The organism is Cohnella sp. GCM10027633 (genome assembly GCF_042675445.1).
Classification (GTDB): domain Bacteria; phylum Bacillota; class Bacilli; order Paenibacillales; family Paenibacillaceae; genus Cohnella.
The window spans coordinates 1,054,601-1,074,501 of record NZ_JBHTGV010000002.1; the positions used below are offsets into that span (position 1 = coordinate 1,054,601).

22 protein-coding genes and 1 riboswitch are annotated in these 19,901 nt (G+C 57.8%); of the genes, 20 read left to right on the forward strand and 2 right to left on the reverse strand.

Annotated features, from left to right (window positions below; translation table 11 throughout):
• Positions 1-33: 33 nt before the first annotated feature.
• From ACFQZG_RS08975 to ACFQZG_RS09015, 9 genes are all read left to right on the forward strand, one after another.
• The gene (locus ACFQZG_RS08975; protein WP_378151522.1) at positions 34-333 is read left to right on the forward strand and encodes a YuiB family protein; all 300 of its coding nucleotides are present in this window, start codon (positions 34-36) and stop codon (positions 331-333) included.
• 34 nt (positions 334-367) lie between these two features.
• Complete coding sequence (locus ACFQZG_RS08980) at positions 368-778, forward strand: GtrA family protein (protein WP_378151524.1); 411 nt, start codon at positions 368-370, stop codon at positions 776-778.
• Between the two features lie 134 nt (positions 779-912).
• A complete protein-coding gene (locus tag ACFQZG_RS08985; RefSeq protein ID WP_378151526.1) occupies positions 913-2,406 on the forward strand; it encodes a DnaD domain protein in 1,494 nt (497 codons plus the stop codon).
• Between the two features lie 27 nt (positions 2,407-2,433).
• Entirely contained in the window at positions 2,434-3,381 is a 948-nt protein-coding gene (locus ACFQZG_RS08990; protein WP_378151528.1) for an ATP-binding protein, read from the forward strand.
• Positions 3,382-3,611: 230 nt separating this feature from the next.
• Positions 3,612-3,693, forward strand: a riboswitch (cyclic di-GMP riboswitch).
• Positions 3,694-3,768: 75 nt separating this feature from the next.
• The gene (locus ACFQZG_RS08995; protein ID WP_378151530.1) at positions 3,769-5,502 is read left to right on the forward strand and encodes a GspE/PulE family protein; all 1,734 of its coding nucleotides are present in this window, start codon (positions 3,769-3,771) and stop codon (positions 5,500-5,502) included.
• The gene (locus ACFQZG_RS09000; protein ID WP_378151532.1) at positions 5,468-6,505 is read left to right on the forward strand and encodes a type IV pilus twitching motility protein PilT; all 1,038 of its coding nucleotides are present in this window, start codon (positions 5,468-5,470) and stop codon (positions 6,503-6,505) included. Before ACFQZG_RS08995 ends, ACFQZG_RS09000 begins: the two co-directional genes overlap by 35 nt.
• Positions 6,506-6,552: 47 nt before the next feature.
• Complete coding sequence (locus ACFQZG_RS09005) at positions 6,553-7,773, forward strand: type II secretion system F family protein (protein ID WP_378151534.1); 1,221 nt, start codon at positions 6,553-6,555, stop codon at positions 7,771-7,773.
• Positions 7,774-7,841: 68 nt separating this feature from the next.
• On the forward strand, positions 7,842-8,258 hold the full coding sequence (locus tag ACFQZG_RS09010) for a type II secretion system protein (RefSeq protein ID WP_378151536.1): 417 nt from the start codon (positions 7,842-7,844) through the stop codon (positions 8,256-8,258).
• Positions 8,259-8,299: 41 nt separating this feature from the next.
• Positions 8,300-9,079: a prepilin peptidase gene (locus ACFQZG_RS09015; RefSeq protein WP_378151538.1), complete on the forward strand. Its 780-nt coding sequence runs from the start codon at positions 8,300-8,302 to the stop codon at positions 9,077-9,079.
• Here ACFQZG_RS09015 and ACFQZG_RS09020 read toward each other — a convergent pair.
• Positions 9,069-9,593 (reverse strand): prepilin-type N-terminal cleavage/methylation domain-containing protein, encoded by a 525-nt coding sequence (locus ACFQZG_RS09020; protein ID WP_378151540.1) that lies wholly within the window; start codon positions 9,591-9,593, stop codon positions 9,069-9,071. The genes ACFQZG_RS09015 and ACFQZG_RS09020 overlap by 11 nt on opposite strands.
• 23 nt (positions 9,594-9,616) lie before the next feature.
• A complete protein-coding gene (locus ACFQZG_RS09025) occupies positions 9,617-10,093 on the reverse strand; it encodes a hypothetical protein (protein ID WP_378151542.1) in 477 nt (158 codons plus the stop codon).
• Between the two features lie 69 nt (positions 10,094-10,162).
• Between ACFQZG_RS09025 and ACFQZG_RS09030 the strand changes: the two genes are divergently transcribed.
• From ACFQZG_RS09030 to ACFQZG_RS09080, 11 genes are all read left to right on the forward strand, one after another.
• Entirely contained in the window at positions 10,163-11,962 is a 1,800-nt protein-coding gene (locus ACFQZG_RS09030) for a hypothetical protein (RefSeq protein WP_378151544.1), read from the forward strand.
• A 54-nt stretch (positions 11,963-12,016) separates the two neighbouring features.
• Positions 12,017-13,126, forward strand: a complete 1,110-nt coding sequence (pilM, locus tag ACFQZG_RS09035; protein ID WP_378151546.1) for a type IV pilus biogenesis protein PilM — start codon at positions 12,017-12,019, stop codon at positions 13,124-13,126.
• Positions 13,127-13,978, forward strand: a complete 852-nt coding sequence (locus ACFQZG_RS09040) for a hypothetical protein (RefSeq protein WP_378151548.1) — start codon at positions 13,127-13,129, stop codon at positions 13,976-13,978.
• Complete coding sequence (locus ACFQZG_RS09045; RefSeq protein ID WP_378151550.1) at positions 13,978-14,790, forward strand: hypothetical protein; 813 nt, start codon at positions 13,978-13,980, stop codon at positions 14,788-14,790. Before ACFQZG_RS09040 ends, ACFQZG_RS09045 begins: the two co-directional genes overlap by 1 nt.
• Complete coding sequence (locus ACFQZG_RS09050) at positions 14,787-15,401, forward strand: stalk domain-containing protein (protein ID WP_378151552.1); 615 nt, start codon at positions 14,787-14,789, stop codon at positions 15,399-15,401. The genes ACFQZG_RS09045 and ACFQZG_RS09050 overlap by 4 nt, the downstream gene beginning before the upstream one ends.
• Positions 15,402-15,407: 6 nt before the next feature.
• A complete protein-coding gene (locus ACFQZG_RS09055; RefSeq protein ID WP_378151554.1) occupies positions 15,408-15,605 on the forward strand; it encodes a hypothetical protein in 198 nt (65 codons plus the stop codon).
• Positions 15,606-15,816: 211 nt separating this feature from the next.
• Positions 15,817-16,926, forward strand: coding sequence for a sulfate ABC transporter substrate-binding protein (locus tag ACFQZG_RS09060; RefSeq protein ID WP_378151556.1), 1,110 nt, complete (start codon positions 15,817-15,819; stop codon positions 16,924-16,926).
• A gap of 36 nt (positions 16,927-16,962) precedes the next feature.
• Positions 16,963-17,811: a sulfate ABC transporter permease subunit CysT gene (gene cysT / locus ACFQZG_RS09065; RefSeq protein WP_378151558.1), complete on the forward strand. Its 849-nt coding sequence runs from the start codon at positions 16,963-16,965 to the stop codon at positions 17,809-17,811.
• 5 nt (positions 17,812-17,816) lie between these two features.
• Entirely contained in the window at positions 17,817-18,692 is an 876-nt protein-coding gene (cysW, locus tag ACFQZG_RS09070; RefSeq protein WP_378151560.1) for a sulfate ABC transporter permease subunit CysW, read from the forward strand.
• Between the two features lie 33 nt (positions 18,693-18,725).
• Positions 18,726-18,935: a YezD family protein gene (locus ACFQZG_RS09075; RefSeq protein ID WP_378151562.1), complete on the forward strand. Its 210-nt coding sequence runs from the start codon at positions 18,726-18,728 to the stop codon at positions 18,933-18,935.
• 267 nt (positions 18,936-19,202) lie between these two features.
• Positions 19,203-19,874 (forward strand): cysteine peptidase family C39 domain-containing protein, encoded by a 672-nt coding sequence (locus ACFQZG_RS09080; RefSeq protein WP_378151564.1) that lies wholly within the window; start codon positions 19,203-19,205, stop codon positions 19,872-19,874.
• Positions 19,875-19,901 lie beyond the last annotated feature (27 nt).

Here is a 19,901-nt window from a genome sequence, read left to right on the forward strand (position 1 = left end):
CGGTTAGGCACCGCATAACTTGGAGGGACTCACATGCTCGGGGGAATTATGTTCGCGATCGTCGGATCGCTGCTCTGTCTGGTGCTGTTCTTCGGCATCGGCTTCATATTGAATATGCTTATCAAGACGACGTGGCTGCCGATGTGGCTGTTCTTCATCTTCGTCGTGCCGTTCGGAATCTACAAGCTATGGCAACCGGACCTGACGATGTCGGAGAACGTCCAGTCGATGCTCGTGTCCGATATCATTCTCGTCGTCGCGGGCGCGGCAGGCGCTTATATTAGCGGCTGGGCGATCCGCGCGCTCCGCAAGGGCGGCTACAAAATGTTCTGATCCGCGGCTGTCGTGCCGTAAGGGGGCGCAATCGATGCGGAAGAAGCAAGAATTCGTCCGGATGGCGAAATACGCGCTCGTAGGCGTCATGAATACGGGCGTGGACTTCGCCGTCTTCTGCGCGCTCGTGTACGGGGCGGGGGTAGCCTCCGTCTGGGCGCAGGTCGCTTCGTACGGTATCGCGCTCGCGAACAGCTACGTCCTGAACCGGAAGTGGACGTTCCAGGCGCGCGGAGAGCGTCAGCTCGGGGATGTCGTCCGGTTCGTCGCCGTCAACGCGGTATCGTTCGGGCTGTCGACGGCCGCGTTGCTCGGTTTGGAAAGCGCGGGAATGGAATCGGCGATTGCCAAAGGCTGCTCCGTCTTCGTCTCGATGGTCGCGAATTACGCGGGCTACCGCTTGTGGGTATTCCGCGCGCAACCGGGCGGCGAACGGGCGGGTTGACCTGAACGACCTCCGGATTTCCAATAGAATGCCGCATGAAGAGCCGCGATTGGCTCTATTTTTCTATCAATGGCGATAGCCGTTTGTGCTACAATAGAGAAATACTCTCTAGCGAAAAGGATGTCGATTCGTCGATGCGCGTATCGAATCTTATGGAATTTACCGAGAATCACCGCTACTTCGCGAACCGCGATTTCGCGCTCGGCGGTCTCGACCGCAAGGTGCTCTTCTCGCTCTATCAGCCGATGGTCGGCGCCATGGCGATCGGGCTCTATCAGCTGCTCTACCATCGGATCGCGGAAGACGGGACGGGCTTCTCGTCGATCGAGCCGCAGCGCGGGCTGTTCCTCGGCCTCGGCGCCGAGCCGAACGCGGCCGGCCGCAAAGCCGTCGTGGAAGCTTCATCGAAGCTGGAAGCCGTCGGTCTGCTGCAAGCGTATCGTCATCATAATCCGCTCAACGAGGAAACCTTATACGAATACGCCCTCCTGCGTCCCTTGCAGCCGGGGGAATTTTTCTCGAACTTGCACTTGACGCTGCTGCTCAGGGATAAGCTCGGCAAGCCCGCGTTGCTGGAGCTTCGTCGGCAGTACACGCCCGAGCCCCCGCAGGAGCTGGCTCGCTTCATGAACCGGGAGGAAGCGACGGTGCCGTTCTACGAGCTGTTCCAGATCGCCGCTGGATCCGTCGACCCCGAGCTCGAGCCCGGCTGGACGGAGAGCGCGTCCGCCGCGGAGCGGACGCCGTCGTTCCGCGGGCAGGAGAAGATCCGCCATAGCGACATGCTGATGCGGTTCCCCAAGGGCTCGGCGAACCGCTCTCACGTAGAACGGTTGGGCCGGTCGCCGGAGTTGCTCGAGCAACTGAACTACTTGGCGTACAAGTTCGACCTGGAAGTGCCTGAAATTTGCCGGTTGCTCGACGAGGACGGCACGTTCCACGGCGACGGAACGTTGGCGTGGGACGAGCTTCAGAGCCGCGCGAACCTGATGTATCGCCAGAGCCGCAAGCGCGACGAAGAACGCGAGCGGTTCATGTCTCGCGGAGAAGGCAGGACGACGGAAGAAGCATCGATCGCCGCGGCCGCGACGTCCACGATTCAGTTGGAGGTGCCGGAGCGCTTCCTGGCCGACGTCACGCCGGTTCGTTACAACGAGATGCTTCGGAGAGAGCCGTACACGCGGATGCTGGAGCGTTATTTTCCCGGTGCGGTTCCGGATGCCTTCATTCGAATGTTCGAGAAGATCGATATGAATTACAAGCTGCCCGAGCCGGTCATCAACGTCCTGATTCATTACGTGCTCGGGATGAGCAGCAACCAGCGGCTAACGAAATCGTTCATCGACTCGATCGCTTCCAATATGCTCGCCAAGGGGATCGATACGCTCGACAAGGCGATCATGTACGTGCGGGAGCAGGAGAAGCTGAACGCTTCGCTCGAGCGCAAGCGTAACGGCGAACCGCCGGCGGCGCGCGGCGCGGGCGGGGGATCGCGACAAGGGCGTGCGGGAGTGAGTCGTAAGCCTGCAATGCCGGTTGTTAAGGACGAAGGTCCGGTTCCGGGCATGTCAGAGGAAGAGAATGAACGAATGTTGGAACTTGCCCGCAGATTGAAGGAAGAACGTTAACGACAGATCGAGAAGGAGGACGGGACAATGGAATCTTTGGGAGATGCGCTTAAGCGGATGCCATCATTCGGCGGCCTGGAGCGTTCCGAGCAATTGGCCGAGCAAGTGTTAAACGATCCGCTCGTGCTGAAGCTTCGTTCTCGTTTTCCTGAGGTGGACGAAAAGACGTTACGGTTGAACTTGAACCGGCTCTACCAGATGTCGGTCGAGGTTCGCAATTGTCAGCAATGTCCGGGACTCGCGAATTGCCCGAATGATATGCAAGGGCATTCTACGGGCATTACGTGCACACCGTTGAACGGACGTTGGCAAGTGCTTGATGAGAAGATCGCGTGCGCCAAATGGACGGCGAACGAACATCAACTGCAAATTCGAAAGCGCATTACTAGTTTCTTCGTCGACGAGTCAATGATCGGAGCCGAATATGATCCATATGAAATGGCGACGAATGATCTGAGCCGCAAACCTGCTGTAAATGCTATGTTAAATTACATTGAAAAGACACGTAGCGAGGGATTGCAGAAAAAGGGCTTGTACCTGATGGGCGACTTCGGAACAGGTAAGACGTACTTGGCTGGTTATCTGCTTCAGCGGCTGGCCAAGGAAGGGTTCTCTGGCGTCATCGTCTACATGCCGGAGTTCGTGGAAGACGCCAAGGCGCTTATGCTGGAGCCGCAGCAGTTGAAGGAGACGGTCTCGCTCATGAAGGAGGCGGACCTGCTCGTCTTCGATGATATCGGCGCGGAGAACTTGAGTCCTTGGGTACGCGATCACGTGCTCGGCGCCATCTTGAATTACCGGATGAACCGCAAGCCGACGTTCTACACGTCCAACCACGATCTGGAAGCGCTGGAGAGGCATTTCAGCTTCACGCACAAGGAAGGCGAAGAGATGCACAAAGGGCAGCGGCTCATGGATCGCGTCCGTCCGTTCGTCGACGTCGTGCACGTGCGGGGACGGAATCACCGGGGATGATTGTGCCTGCGACTTAGAATAGCGGAAATAACATTCACCGAACATGAAGAAAATACTGGGTAAATAGTCCTGGTATATGGTTGGAATATATTAGGATGCCAGAACTAAATAAAGAGAAAATGTTGGGACTTTCGTATTGACGAAGTCCCTTATTTTTGTTTTAATTTAAGTACGTTCGATGGATTTTATTGCATATACATTGCACATTCGACATAATTCTAGTAATATCGACAATCTCAGGAGCGCAATGATTGACAGTTCTTATTTGGGCACTTGGACTGTCAGGAGCGAGTAGTGCAACCGGCCGATTCTTTATGCGAAACCATAAGGAACACGCGCCGGTTTTTTGTTTTTCGTTTATCGGCATCAAGCGGGAGGTGGAGCTTCATGGCGGGACCGCGCAAGAGGATCGGGGACTTGCTGCTTGAAGCCGGGGTCATCGACCAAGAGCAGCTGCAAAGGGCGCTCGGCCAACAGAAGGAATTGAAGATGAGACTCGGAGACGTGCTCATCACGCAAGGATATATTACGCAACAGCAATTCATCGAAGTGCTGGAGTTCCAGCTGGGCATTCCGCACGTGCAGCTGTACCGGCAGAAGATCGAGCAGAAGGTCATCAACTTGATTCCGCAGAAGCTGGCGGAGCAGCACACGGTCATTCCGGTTCGCGTCGAAGGCAACAAGCTGGTGTTGGCGATGGCGGATCCGCTCGACTACTTCGCGATCGACGAGATCCGGATGGCGACGGGCATGCGCGTCGACGCGGTCATCGCGTCCAAGGAAGAGCTGGAGCGGGGCATCAAGAGGTATTACGGGCTGCAGGAGACGATCGAGCAGATCAACCAGAACTTGCAGACGAAGGAAGCGGACGAGCCCGTTCAGACGCAGGAGGAAGAAGAGTCGCCCGTCGTCAAGACGGTCAACCAATTCATCATTCAAGCAGTCCAGCTCGGCGCGAGCGATATCCATATCGACCCGCAGGAAGACAGCGTGCGCATCCGGTACCGCGTGGACGGCGTCATGCGCACGGAGCGGACGCTGCCGCCGAACATGCACGCGGTCATCGTGGCGCGGATCAAGATCATGGCGAGCCTGAACGTGGCCGAGCGAAGACTCCCGCAAGACGGACGGGTCGAGATGGATATCGAATTCCGCAAGGTCGATATCCGGATCTCGACGCTGCCGACGATTCACGGGGAGAAAGTCGTCATGCGGGTACTGGACCTGGGCACGGCGCTAACCGAAGTGGACAAGCTCGGCTTCTCGCAGGCGAATCGCCAGCTGTTCCTGCAAGGGATCGAATCCTCCTTCGGCGTCGTGCTCATAACGGGACCGACGGGCAGCGGCAAGACGACGACATTGTACTCGGCGCTCTCGCGGCTGAACCGCGAGGACGTCAACGTCATCACGGTCGAGGATCCGGTCGAGTACCAGCTGCAGGGCGTAAACCAAGTCCAGGTCAACACCGTAACCGGGCTGACGTTCGCGCGAGGATTGCGCTCGATTCTGCGCCAAGACCCGAACATCGTCATGGTCGGGGAGATCCGCGACGCGGAGACGGCGGAGATCGCGATCCGCGCGGCGATGACAGGCCACCTCGTCCTCAGCACGCTTCATACGAACAGCGCGGTGAACGCGATCAGCCGGTTGATCGATATGGGCATCGAGCCGTTCTTGATCTCTTCGGCGCTCACTTGCGTCGTCGCGCAGCGGCTCGTCCGGCGCGTCTGTCCGCATTGCGGTGAGCAGCACGATCCTAACGACGAGGAACGGTCAATGCTGGAGAAGCATGGGCTATCGACGGAGCGGCTGCGCAAAGGCAGGGGCTGCGCGGAATGCGGACGCAGCGGGTACAAGGGACGGCTTGCCATTCACGAGGTGCTGCGCGTCGACGATGCGCTGCGCTCGATGATCCTGCAGAAGCGGCCGGACAACGAATACAGGGATTACGCGGTCGGACGCGGGCTCGTTCCGATGCTGAGGGACGGCTTGATGAAGGCGGCCGAGGGCGAGACGACGATCGCGGAAATTTACCGCGTGACCGCGAAGGAATACGAACAATCGGAGAGCAAGGAGAGAGATCGCGATGAGCGCGGAGCAACTGCTGAGACAAGCCTATGACGGCAAGGCGTCGGACATCCATATTACCGTCAATTCGCCTGCGATGTTCCGGGTCAACGGCAGCATGAAGCCGGCCAACGGCGAGGTGCTGTCCCCGTACCGAACGATGGAGCTCGCGAAAGAGCTCATGACGACCGAGCAATACGAGACGTTCATCGAGAAGGGCGACCTGGACTTCGCCTATGGCATACCGGACGTGTCGCGGTACCGGATCAACGCCTATAAGCAGAAGGGCAACGTCAGTCTGACGATCCGCTTGATCCCGCAGCGCATTCCCGAGATGGAAGCGCTCGGCTTGCCGGCGATCTCGCAGGAATTCGCCAACAAGCCGCAAGGTCTTGTGCTCGTAACCGGGCCGACGGGTAGCGGGAAGTCGACGACGCTGGCGGCGATCGTGGACTACATTAACCGCACGCGGAGCGAGCACATCATTACGCTCGAGGACCCGATCGAGTTCGTGCACGACCATAAGCAGTGCATCGTGAACCAGCGGGAGGTCGGCAGCGATACCGCTTCGTTCGGGACGGGTCTGCGGGCGGCGCTCCGGCAAGACCCGGACGTCATCCTCGTCGGCGAGATGCGCGACCTCGAGACGATCAGCACGGCGATTACCGCTGCGGAGACCGGGCACCTCGTGTTCGGGACGCTGCATACGGCCGACGCGCCGCAGACGATCGACCGCGTTATCGACGTGTTCCCGCCGGACGCGCAGCAGCAGATCCGCGTGCAGTTGGCCGCGGTGCTGCTCGGCGTCATGGCGCAGCGGCTGCTGCCGACGACGGACGGAGCCGGTCGCGTCGCCGCGATCGAGGTGCTCGTCAATACGCCCGCCGTCGCAAACTTGATTCGCTCGGAGAAGGTGCATCAGATCCGGTCGGTCATGCAGACGGGTAAGTCGCAAGGGATGCAGACGATGGAGATGTCGCTTCGAGAGCTGCTGCAGCGCGGGCAGATTACCGTCGAGGAAGCGAAGAACGCCATGTTCGGCCATTCGGAGCTGTAGGGGCGATAGTAGACTAGACAACTTGCTTAAGACAGGAGCTGATTAGGATGCCGAAGTATCGCTATCGCGCGGTGAACGGGAACGGGCAATGGTCGAGAGGCGTGATGGAGTCCGGCACCTATCAGCAGGCCGTCGAAGAGCTACGCGGCCAAGGCCTGTGGATCTCCGAGCTGAACGTACGCGGGGAGAGCATCCTGCAACGAGATCTCGACGAGCTATTGTTCGGCGGGCCGAAGGTGAAGACGCAGCATTTTACGGTGTTCTGCCGGCAGCTGTCCACGATGTACGTCGCCGGCGTCAACATGGTCGAGGCGATTCGCATTCTAAGCGAGCAGACCGAGAGCAAGCCGTTCCGGAAGGTGCTGGCCGCCGTCTCGGAAGAGATGAAGCGGGGCACGCAATTCTCCGTCGCGGCGAGCGCGTTCCCGAGCGTCTTCTCCAACGTGTTCGTTAACATGATCAAGGCGGGGGAAGCGAGCGGCAACCTCGACGAGATGTTGAACCGCCTGGCCATCTTCTACGAGAAAGAGTATTACACGAGCCAGAAGATCAAGTCGGCGATGATCTACCCGGTCATCATGTCCGTCGTCATGATCGCCGTCGTCTCGTTCATGATGATCTTCGTCATTCCGAAGTACGTCGAGAACTTCGAGGCGATGGGGCTGGAACTGCCGCTTCCGACGCGCATCGTCATGCGGGCGAGCGAGCTCATTCAGGGCTATTGGTATTTGATCCCGATCGTGCTGATCGCTCCGGCGGTGCTGCTCAAGTCGATCGGCAAGACGAAGAACGGGCGATATCGCCTCGATCTGTGGAAGCTCAAGCTGCCGGTATTCGGCCAGCTCTGGCATAAGCAAGCGATCGCGCGGTTCGCAAGGACGTTCAGCTCGCTGTTCGCGGCGGCGATTCCGATGATGCAGGCGATGGCGATCGTATCGAACGTCGTCGGCAACGCGGCGATCGCCAAGCTGATCTCCGAGTCCAGGGAAGGCATTCGCGGCGGCAACCCGATGGCCGAGCCGTTCTCGCGGTCGTGGCTGTTCCCGCCGATGGTCGTGCAGATGATGGCGATCGGCGAGCGGACCGGCGCGCTGGACACGATGCTGGAGAAGGTGGCCGACTTCTACGAAGCCGACGTCGACGCGATGGCGGATCGGATGAAGTCGCTGCTAGAGCCTCTCATGATTCTCGCGATCGCGGGCGTCGTCGGCTTCATCGTGCTGGCGATTCTGATGCCGACGTTTAAGCTAATGGAAGGCGTGCAATAAGGTAGTCCATAACTAGCGGGTCTAATGCATGACCATATAAATTAAAAGGGTTTGAGAGGAGCTTGACTATGAAAAAGTGGTTGAAGAATTCGAAGGGTTTGACGTTGGTCGAGTTGTTGGCGGTTATCGTGATTTTGGGGATCGTGGCGGCGATTGCGGTGCCTGCGATTGGCAATACGATCGAGAAGTCGAAGGATAAAGCGGATGTAGGAACTTATGAAATGATCGTCGATGCGGCTACGCGGGCTTCGCTAGATAAACAAGCGGATGGAGAAACTGGTGCAATCACGAAGGGAACAATTGAGACGGTTTTGAAAACACCGGGCTATTTGACTAAATTTACGGAACAGGCCAAGGGGAACACTGCGATTCAATTCAAAGAAGTACAAGTGACCGTATCCGGCAGCGTAATTTCTGTCATTGTTTATGGAGCTAGCGACAAGGTAATTAGTATAAGCAGCGGTACACTGGCAATTGCATCTTAATATCTGCGAAGTTGATCGTGTTTTTCGGAGGAATTAGCGCAATGATTGCATACATTTCTACTGTATTTTTCCTCCTCCTCGGTCTCCTCATCGGCAGCTTCCTGAACGTCGTCGCGATCCGCGTGCTCAAGGGGGAATCCATCGCGTTTCCCCCTTCGCATTGCGCGAAGTGCAACCATGCGCTGAAGCCGCTCGACCTTGTACCGGTGCTAAGTTACGTATTTCTGCGTGGGAGATGCCGCTATTGCAAGGAGCGCATCTCTTCGCGCTATCCGGCGGGAGAGCTCGCGGCAGGCGCGCTGTTCTCGCTCGCGTACGCGGTCGTCGGATGGCAGCCTGAATTGCTCGTCGCCCTGTGGCTCACGAGCATCTTCATCGTCATTACGCAGACAGACCTTCAAAGCATGCGCATCCCGAACGCCATCGTTGCGGTCGGCCTTATCGGTGCCGTAGCGCTGCGGTTATGGACGCATCCGCTTCCGCTGTGGAACTACGCGGTCGCGCTGTTCGTCGGGAGCGGCATTCTGTTCCTGATCGGCTTCGTAGCGGGGGCGATCCTGAAGCGGGAAGCGATGGGCGGGGGAGACGTCAAGCTGTACGTGTTCATTGGTCTCATGCTCGGAATCAAGCTGACGCTGCTAAGCGTATTCGCCGCCAGCGTACTTGGGCTCGTCTATAGTTGGGGCAGTCGGATCGCGGGTAATAAGGAGAAGTACGCGGTCATCCCGTTCGGGCCGTTCATCGCGCTCGGGGCGCTAATCGTCTACTATTGGGGCGATCAAGCGATCGACTGGTACCTGGACTTGTTCCTTACGAAATGATCAGCTTTGGAAAATAAACGACCGTGGACGCCTCATAGTCTTGATCGTTCGGTAGTTGCATGACAAGCTTGATATCGATTTTCCGGTTGTCGACCGTGATCGTTGCACTCTTCACATGCTTAGACAATACTGCCGATAAGGCATTCGTCCCCTTCTGCGAGTTGAACGAGAAGGAGCCGTTGCCGTCGGCGCCGGATGTAAACGTGTAGTACGTGCGGTTCCCGTTCGATACGAGCGCGCCGGTCACGTCGTCTCTCGTCTTGTAATCCAGCTTCAGTATATTCGCCGTATCCTGCGATGCGGTCGCCGTCTCGCTGCGAACCGCTTGCACGATATGATTTAGTATCGTCCGCGATTCCATGATGACGTCTTCCTTGGTCGTCGCGTTCTGCACGCCTTTGCTCGCGTACATCGTCACGTAGGTGATCGTGCCGACGAGAAACGTCATAATCGCCAGAGCGCCGAGCAGCTCAGCCAAAGTGAGACCTCGCTCGTTGCGCCACCATCTGTTCATTGCTCGTCACCTCTTCTCATTGTCTAATAAGCAACCATCGCTTGCAACGTTACGGGCGTGCGCGACGTGCGCAAGTCCGTGCAAGCGACCGTAATGTCGCGGAACATCGCGCTCAAGCTGTAAGCAGGGCTCGTCCCCGTAATCGGATCGACCGATTGGGTCGGGCGCTTGGACGTAATCGTAATGCTGTATTGCCGATTCGAGTTGCTAGGATAGTAGATCGTCTGCGTATAAGTGGCAAGAGTGCCGTTCCCGATCGACGCAAGATCGATCATCAAGCCTTTGTTCTCATAGTCGTATACAGTCTCGCTCGTATCAAGCCGGTTCTTGATCTCTTCCATGACCGATCGGGCATGCTGCAACGAGCGGTCGGTACCGGTCGAGGAAGCCGATGTCGCGGCGGTATTTTGCAGCACGGCAACGATGACCAGAACGATGATCGCCAGCACGGCGACCGAGGCGACGACCTCTATGATTGTAAGTCCTTTGTCCTGGTTCAATAGAATCACCTTCTGTCGAAAATTCGTATACGCATACTATAATAGATATTGTTGAAAGAGGAAACGATAATGATAAAATCCGTTCGTTCCGATCGAGGCAATACGTTGGTGCTCGTGCTCGGGCTGGCGATCGTCCTGTCCATCCTCGTCGTGCCGCTGGTGACGATGCTGGGTACCGGTCACCGGCAAGCGGTCATGAACGCGCAGTACGAGAAAGCGCACGCCAAGGCGGAGTCCGTGGCGCGCGTCTTCCAGACGCTGCTGCTGGCCGACCAGAACGATCTCAAGAACGCGCAACAAATTCGCGACTGGGCTTCCCGGCTGCAGACGATGAACCTGTGCGGAGGCAGCGGCGTCGTCTACGACGAAGCGAATCGGAACGTAACGGTAAGCTGTACGGAAGGAAGCGGGGCGGTAGCCGAGACGGCGCCGGTCAAGTTCCAGCTTAACTATAACCCGTCATCGAATACGGGCGGCGGAACAGGCCCCGGATCGGTAAGCGACGGAACGGAATTTTATCAACTATACTCGGTCGTCGCCCATAACGACGTCGTCTACGACAAGACGTTCTGCACGAAGCAGGAGGTCGGCCCGCCGGTCAAGCTGGCGGATTCGGAAATCAGCCATACGTACGACGGAACGAAATATACGACGGAATTCAACAAGCTCATTCAATATTACACCGGCGCCAACTTCACGACGCGGCTTCACGCCACGGAGCGACCCGCTGCGACTGCCGTCATCCCCGCGACGGGGGCGCCCTCCGGGGACTACGAATACAAAGACGGCGTAGCCGGCTATCCGACCGTTAACGGCAATCTAACGCGAACCGGCAACATCACGATCAACGTGAAGAACAATACGACCGTGCGCGTGAACGGCAATATCGTCGCCGGAGGCAACGTCGACGTCGTCTTCGGCAACAACAGCAAGCTGATCGTCACCGGCGTCTTCCATGCGAACGCGATCAACTTCAAGAACTCGGGAGCGGATCTGATCAGCGTCGGTCAATGGAGCACCGACGATTGGAGCACCGGGACGATCGTCGGCAATGACCGCGCCTCGTTGGCGGCTACCCAGGCGATAACGTTCGAAACCGGACCCGCGTACGTCCGCGTGTCGGGGACGATAAGCGCGAATGCGTTGCAAGCAAGCTCGGCATCGGTGACGGTGAATCTGAAAACCGGCGGCGACGTCGTAAGCAAGACGAACATGGCGTTCGGCCGAGTCAACGAGTGGCTGATCGGCGGCAGCGTGGCGACAGGCGGGTTGTTCTCCTTCTCGAACTCGGTCGATGCAATCACGATCGGCGGATCTCTCTATGCGGACGGCGGCATTCAGTTCCAGAATACGATCGGCAATACCGGCTCGAACCCGAAGTTCAAAGTCGGCGGTTCGGTGCTGGCGGGCGGTAACGTGAACTTCGGCAACTCGACGAAGTTCATGACGATCGGCGGAGACTTCGTCACGACGGGAACGTTCTACTCGAAAGACTTGACGAACATCGACATCGCCGGCTCGCTCATCTCCGCGGGAAGCTTGACCGTCGACGTGGACAGCGGCAACTTGAGCATCGGAGGCTCGTTCCTGTCGGGCGGCTCGATCAGCTTCAGGGCGGTCTATAACAATTTCAACATCGACGGCTTGATGGGCGCTTCGCAGAACATTACGTTCACGGGCAACCTTACGCCGGGCTACAACGAATTCGGCGGCTTCTACGCCGGAGGCAACGCGACGTTCCCGAACTGGTACAAATATAACGGCTCGAACAACGGCGATTGCGCGATCATCGTCGGCCACAACCCGCCTCCGGCGGGCGGGGGCGGCTCCAGCGGACCGAAGCTCGTATTCGGCAGCTGGAGGTCGTAACGGATGCGTACCGCTCGTAACACCGTACATAGAAGAAAGGGGAGCTTGGATGTGATGAGGCTACTGCGCGGAAATCCGCTCGGCATCGAGATAACGGACACTCACGTCAAGCTCTGCGAAGCGCGCAAGAAGGGCGGCAAGACGCAGGTCAAGCATTACGCCTCCGTAGAGCTGCCGAACGGGACGATGAACGACGGCCGCCTCATGGACGAGCTTGCGCTCGCGCAAGCTTGCAGGGAGGCGCTTAACTTGCGCCCGTGGTCGACGGGCGACGTTCGGTTCGCCATTCCGAGCCAGACCGTCATGGTACGGTTTCTGAAGATGCCTAACGTCGGAACCAAGGCGCTCCGCAAAATCGTCGATTTCGAAATCAAGCACAACATTCATCTGCCGTTCGACGACCCTTTCTACGATTTCGTGAAGCTGGAGACGAAGGAATCGCCGGCTCCGGCGATCAAATCCGACGCCAAGCTGTTCCAGCACCAATGGGAAGCCGCGGCCGCGAAGGAGCCGTCCGGATCGAATCCGTTCGCCGCTCCGCCGGCCGATTCCGAGGATATCGCCGTCAACACGTGCGACGTCATGCTCGTCGCGGCGTCGATGGAATCGCTCCGGCAATATACCCGGTTGTTCGAGGATCTCGGGCTGAAGCTGTCCAGCATCGAGATCAAGGCGTTCTCGTTGAACAGATTGCAGCAGCTGTCTTCTCCGAAGCAGGAGCTGCTGCTGCTCGCGGACGTCGGCGCCGCGAACTGCGACTTGACGATCGTGCAGGACGGCGTAATCCGCATCACGCGCAACGTGCCGTTATCCTTCACCGCGCAGAAGGAACAGCCGGCAGACGCATTGGATAGGCTATTCGCCGACTTCATTCCGCAGACGGTCAGCTACGACGGCTCGTTCGGCGATCTGTCCGGAGAGATCGAACGGCTGATCAACTTCTATCGTTATACGCTTAATCACCGCGAAGCCGTCTTCGATCGCCTCGTCGTAACCGGCGATATAACGATGATGGACGAGCTGATCGCCTACTTGGGCAATCGGATGTCGCTGACCGTCGCAACGGCCGCGGCGCCGTCGATCGACGTCGCCGGAAGCCGTTCGGAATGGGACTTGCCGACGTACGCGGTTCCGCTCGGACTGTGCTTGAGGAGGGGGAAGTAAATGCGCGACATCAACTTATTTCCCCGCAAGCCTTTCTTCGAGCAATACCGTACGGTCGCGCTGCTCGCGATCGCAGCCGTCGGATCGCTCCTCCTGATCGCCCAGTACTTGGTCGCGACGGACTACCGGGACGATGCGGCGAGCGCGGAGCGAGAGCGGCAACGGACGGAACAGGAGATCGCGGCGCTAACGGCACGCCTGGCGCCGGACGAGCGTACCGTCATGTACGAGCGATTATTGGCAGCGACGGAGACGCTGAAGGCGTCGCGCAACGATTGGCTGTCGGACATGACTTACGTGCTCGGCTACATGCCGGACGGTGCCGTCATGACCAGGATCAACGTCGGCAACAACGACAGGCTCGACCTGGAGATGAAGTTCGCATCGGAGACGGACGTCGTTCAATACTTGGTCGACATGCAATCGGAACGGCGGTTCCGAGGGCTGCGCGTCATCGAATTCAAGAAGGTAGAGGAAGAGACGGACGCCGGAGCGACCGAAACCGAGGCTTCAGCGGAGACGATCGCGAGCGCCGGCGAAGAAGCGCTGCCGGATATCGACGAGATTCCGATCGAAGCGCCGGCGGAAGAGAGCTTGACGGAAGGAGAGCTCGCCGTTAGGGAGCTGCTCTTGTCGAACCCGGACGATCTGAGCGACAGGCTGAAGCAATTGCTGAAGCCGGAAGCGCCTGTGCCGAGCGCTCCCGCGACTACGCCCGAGACGCCGGTCCCGTCGGTCTCGCCGACCAGCGAGCCGGAGGAAGGCCGCGAGGCCGAAGAGCGGCCGAGCACGCCTTACGTGCTCAATCTCGAAATACCGATCGTCGCGAACGGGAAGGCGGTGAGTCCTTAATGGAACAGACGGCCATGATCAGAATACGCGCGTGGGCGAGCAAGCCGGCTTCGCTCGTCGCGCTGTCCGCGACGCTGTTCGTCGTCGCGAACGCGGCCTATCTCGGCTTGCGGACTCTCCCCGGTCTGGAGGAGCGCAGCGCCGCCCGGGCGAGCATGACGGCTGCCCAGGAGCGGCTCGTCCAGCTCGAGAGCCGGCCTGCGCCGAAGCAACCGACGCGGGAACAAGCGGACGCCTTGCTGCGCGAGGTGCCGACGAAGCACTACGAAGCCGACGTCATGCTCCGGCTCGGGGAGTTCGCCGATTCCGCGGGCGTGCGGCTGGCGTTGTTCAAGCATACCGAGGAGAAGGCCGCCGCGGAGGGCGGGCTGGAGCAGCAGATCGAGCAGCTCGGCGGCGGAGCCGATGGCGCCGACGCCGAGGGCCAGGCGCCGGCACCTACAGAGGGCGCCGGCACCGACGGACTCATCCGCGCGGACAGTTACGAGATTACCGCTATCGGACCGCTGCCGCTCGTCTTTAACTTTTTCGACTTGCTCGCTTCGAACGAAGCCGTTACGAACATTACGAACTGGAGCCTGACGGAGCATAAGGACGAAGGTATCGGGGACGTTGCGGAATTCGACGGTCGGCTCGTCTACGACTTGACGTTCGGCTTCTCGGTCTATTCCGCGCCATCGTACGAGAAGTTGTTCGGAACGACGAGAGAAGCCGAATCGGCGACCGAAGAGAGCATGGGACGGCTCCTGGAGAGATTCCCGGAAGCGCGAGCCTTCCAATCGATCGCACCGTCCAAGGGGGAAACGCCATGAAGAGGAAAGTCGTCATCTTGACGCTGCTGGCCACGTTCGTCGCGGGAGGATACGCTGCCGCTACGGGCCAATACAAGACGATCAAAGTGTTCGCGGACAAAGTCGGGCTGCGGATCAACGGACAGCTATCGTCCGCGCAGCCGGACGTGCTTAACTATAACGGGACGATCTATATGCCGATACGCGCGATCGGCGAGGCGATCGGCGGAGACGTATCGTGGAATACCGAAGCGCGGGAAGTACGGGTCGACTTCGCGAAGTCGAAGAGCGGCCGCGTCGTACAAGTCGCCAACCGTTCGGTGTACCAATACATGCTTATCGAGAAGAACCAGATCATGGAGCAGCTCGTCAAGCTCATCCCGAAGAAGGATTACGCCGGCATGAAGAAGCAGGTCGAACGACTGCAGGCGCTCGATATGCTCGCCGCGGGCATCGGCGACGCCAAGCTGGCGGAATACGCGACGCAGATGGCGTTCTCCGCGGAAGTGATCCGCACCGGATTGCAGTCGCGCAAGGGCGAGGATTACGGCACGGCCGTCGACGTCTTCTTGGAGACGGAGTCGGCGTTCACGGATTACTTGGGAGACAAGCTCAGCGCCGAGAAGGAGTGACCCGCCTTGATCATCGTCGTCAGCCTCGCGCTCGGCGCGGCGCTATGCTGCGTGCTGCTGTCGTTCGTTCCGTGGGTTCAGGAGAACATGCAATGGATGACGAGCTATAAGTTCTACGTTCTGGTCGGCGCGATCGTCGGTTCGGCGCTGGTCCTTGTCGTCAAGCGCGTCGGGGAGTTGGCGACGAAGGCGTACGGCGGGTAGGCGAACGAGTACGCAAAAGAAATTATCATTTATTTTTATAAACACTTATTGACAGGGGGCTAATGCCCCTGTTATTATTTTCCCAATACCTAGTAAACAGGTAGGAATTATAAAGGTTGTTGGAATTGTCGGCGAGTCAAGTCCGCGCGCGACCGGTCAGGCCAACCGGAGCGGCACGGCAATCAGAAAAAAATAACGGGGTGCATGTCAAATGAAAACATTGAAAAACTTCCGCTTGGTTATTATCGCGACACTATTGATCACGTTATTGTCCGCTTGCGGCTCTAATAATAATAGCAACTCCGGCGCTTCCCCATCGGGCGAAAGCCCAAGCGCGACGACGAGCGCTTCGCCGAGCGCGTCGGCTGAACCTAGCAAGGTACCCGATCCGGTCGAACTGCTGAACGTCTCTTACGATCCGACCCGCGAGCTGTACGAAGCGTTCAACAAGAGCTTCGCGGACTACTGGAAGCAAACGACCGGCGGCGAAGTAACGATCAAGCAATCGCACGGAGGTTCCGGCAAGCAAGGACGCGCGGTCATCGACGGTCTGGAAGCGGACGTCGTGACGCTGGCGCTCGGTTACGATATCGACGAAGTCGCCAACGCCGGCCTGATCGAAGCCGACTGGCAGCAACAGTTCGAGCAGAACAGCACGCCGTACACGTCGACGATCGTGTTCCTCGTACGGAAGGGCAACCCGAAAGGCATTAAAGATTGGAACGACCTGATCAAGGACGGCATCGAAGTCATTACGCCGAATCCGAAGACGTCCGGCGGCGCGCGTTGGAACTACCTCGCGGCATGGGGCTACGCTCAGAAGACGCTCGGCTACGACGAAGCGCAGACGCAAGACTTCCTGAAGCAGCTGTTCGCGAACGTGCCGGTGCTCGATACGGGCGCCCGCGGATCGACGACGACGTTCGTCGAGAAAGGCATCGGCGACGTATTGCTCGCTTGGGAGAACGAAGCTTACCTCGCGCTCAAGGAATACGGCGACGACTACGAGATCGTAACGCCTTCGCTCAGCATTCTCGCGGAGCCTCCGGTCGCGATCGTCGACAAGAACGTAGACAAGAAAGGCTCCCGCGCAGCGGCAGAAGCTTACTTGCAGTACTTGTACTCCGAGCAAGGCCAGGAGATCGCGGCGCAGAACTTCTATCGTCCTCGCCTGCAAGCCGTCGCCGACAAGTACAAAGATCAATTCCAGCAATTGAACCTGCTCGAGATCGATCGCGACTTCGGCGGTTGGAAAGAAGCGCAAGCGAAGCACTTCGCCGATGGCGGCACGTTCGACCAAATTTACACGCCGGGATCCTGATCGATCGGAGCCGGTAGAAGGGATTAGACGATTAAGATGATGCGACAACGCAAAGGAGATCGGGTACTCCCGGGGTTCCACCTCTCGTTAGGATTTACCGTCTTATACTTGAGCCTGCTGGTCCTTATCCCGCTTGCGGCGCTCGTCATTAAGTCGCTCGATCTCTCCCTCTCGCAATGGTGGGATACGGTGACGGACGCGCGGGTGCTGGCCTCGTATAAACTGAGCTTGCTGACTTCCTTGTACGCGGCCATAGCCAATCTCTTCTTCGGCTTGCTGCTGGCATGGGTGCTCGTCCGGTATAAGTTCCCGGGCAAGCGCATCGTTGACGGCCTGATCGATCTTCCCTTCGCGCTGCCGACGGCGGTGGCGGGCATCGCCCTCACCACGATCTACGCGCCGAAGGGATGGATCGGGTCGCTGCTCGAGCCGCTCGGCATCAAGGTGGCCTACACGCCGCTCGGCATCACGATCGCGCTCATCTTCATCGGCCTTCCGTTCGTGGTCAGAACCGTTCAACCGGTGCTGCAAGACATGGAAGCCGATATGGAAGAAGCGGCGGTATTGCTAGGCGCTTACCGGTGGCGAACGTTCCGCAAGGTCATCTTGCCCGAATTGATTCCGCCGCTGCTCACCGGCTTCGCGTTGGCGTTCGCCCGCGGCGTCGGAGAGTACGGCTCGGTCGTCTTCATCTCGGGCAACATGCCGATGAAGACGGAGATCGCGCCGCTGCTCATCATTACGAAGCTGGAGCAATACCAGTACGCCCAGGCTGCGGCCGTTGCGGTCGGGCTGCTCCTCATCTCCTTCGTGCTGCTGCTGTTCATCAACATTCTGCAACGATGGTCTAACCGTCGTCTGCAGAGCGTAGCGAAGGGAGCGTGAGGGAGATGGCCGGAATCGTAACGAATCCTCGCGGCAGCAAGCGAACGAACGCCAAAACCCATCTGACGGAATTGGCGGTCGTGCGGTGGGTGCTCATCACGATCGCGCTGTTGTTCGTCGGTCTCATCGTCGTCCTGCCGATGATCACCGTCATCGCGGAGTCGCTTCGCAAAGGATGGGATGCTTACTTCGACGCGCTGAACGATCCCGATGCGATCGCGGCGCTCCGATTGACGCTCGTCACGGCGCTTATCGCCGTACCGCTGAACGCCATATTCGGAGTCGCGGCGGCATGGGCGATCACGAAGTTCAAGTTTCGGGGCAAAAACCTGCTCGTCACGTTGATCGACTTGCCGTTCGCGGTATCGCCTGTCGTCAGCGGTCTCATCTACGTCCTGCTGTTCGGGGCGCAGGGGCTGCTCGGACCGTTTCTGGATAAGCACGACATCAACATTATTTTCGCGACGCCGGGCATCGTTCTGGCTACGATGTTCGTGACCTTCCCGTTCGTGGCGAGGGAACTGATCCCGATCATGGAAGCGCAAGGCACGCAAGACGAAGAGGCCGCGGTTACGCTTGGCGCCAAAGGCTGGCGGGTGTTCTTCAAAGTTACGCTGCCGAATATCAAATGGGGCCTGTTGTACGGTTTGATTCTATGTAACGCTCGTGCTATGGGCGAATTCGGCGCCGTGTCGGTCGTATCCGGGCACATTCGCGGAGAGACGAACACGCTGCCGCTCCATATCGAGATTCTGTACAACGAGTACCAGTTCAGTGCCTCTTTCGCCGTCGCCTCGCTCTTGATGTTGCTGGCGATCGTGACGCTGGTCATCAAGTCGATCGTGGAAGCCCGCATGAGCAAGGAGCATGAGCGCGAATAGCTTGGACTATTAAATAACATGGAGGGGATTCGTATGGCGAAACCGGTAGAAGTGGATGATCGTTGGCTCTCGCGGATCGCGGAGCAAGTGAACGGGCTGGAGTACGGCGAGGTGAACATCGTCGTGCATGACGGCAGAATCGTGCAAATCGAACGCAAGGAGCGCCGCCGGTACGACGACGGATCCTCTTCGGTACAGCGCGTCGTGCATTCGGAAGAGAAGAAGGGCCGCAAGCAAGGGTAGTTATACTTAAGGTTAGATACAGAGACGATACGCGAACAGTCCGGGCGACCGGGCTGTTTTTTTGTTGCTGCCGAACAGTACGTAAGGGTTGTGATTAGGCTAACTCGACATCCTTAGACCAATTCCGCAGTTGAAATAGTCTCAATTCAATCACAAGTTACATTATTCGACATAATTTGACCTACTTCTACAAAAAAAGTATATTTACCAACTTGGTACAAATGAACTATTCTATAAGTGTTAAATATTAGCGAAGATGGGTGCTTTATGAATGCAGTGGATTTTCCTCAATCGGCTTCGATTACGGATAGCGGCGGGCTGAAGTGCTTAATAATCGTAGCTAACTATCATGGAATAAGAATTGATGTAGAGCAGATTAAACATGCGTTCGCGGTAGATGAAGACAACATTAAAGTTGCTGATTTGGTCAAGATAGCCCGAAGCACCGGATTGAAAAGTAAGTCTATTCATACGGACATGCACAAATTACCGAAGTTAAGACTTCCCTCCATTGTACTGTTGACAACTGGAGAATTTATCGTAATTGCTAAACAGGTGGAGGCGGGATTTTTAGTTTTCAACCCAAAGATCGGCAAGCCAACGACAATCGCAACAGAAGCTTTTAGTGAGTCATGGACGGGAGAAGTGATGTTGTTCACTCCCACGACGAAGGATGCACGAGAAAGAGAGTTCGGCGTAAAATGGTTTTTCCCTGTGATATGGAAATATAAACGAATACTGACCGAAGTATTGGTCGCCTCTCTTTTTATTCAAATCCTCGGACTAGTCTCTCCGTTAACGACACAAGTGATTATAGATAAGGTTTTTGCGCATCACGGGGGTCTGTCAATAATTTTGTGTAAACTCTCTTATGGGAACCTCCCCCGAGGGGGAGAACGAAGCTCTTACGGCAGATATTGGCCAATTCGTTCTGGATAAAATACGGATAACTGGAGGAGAATTTGT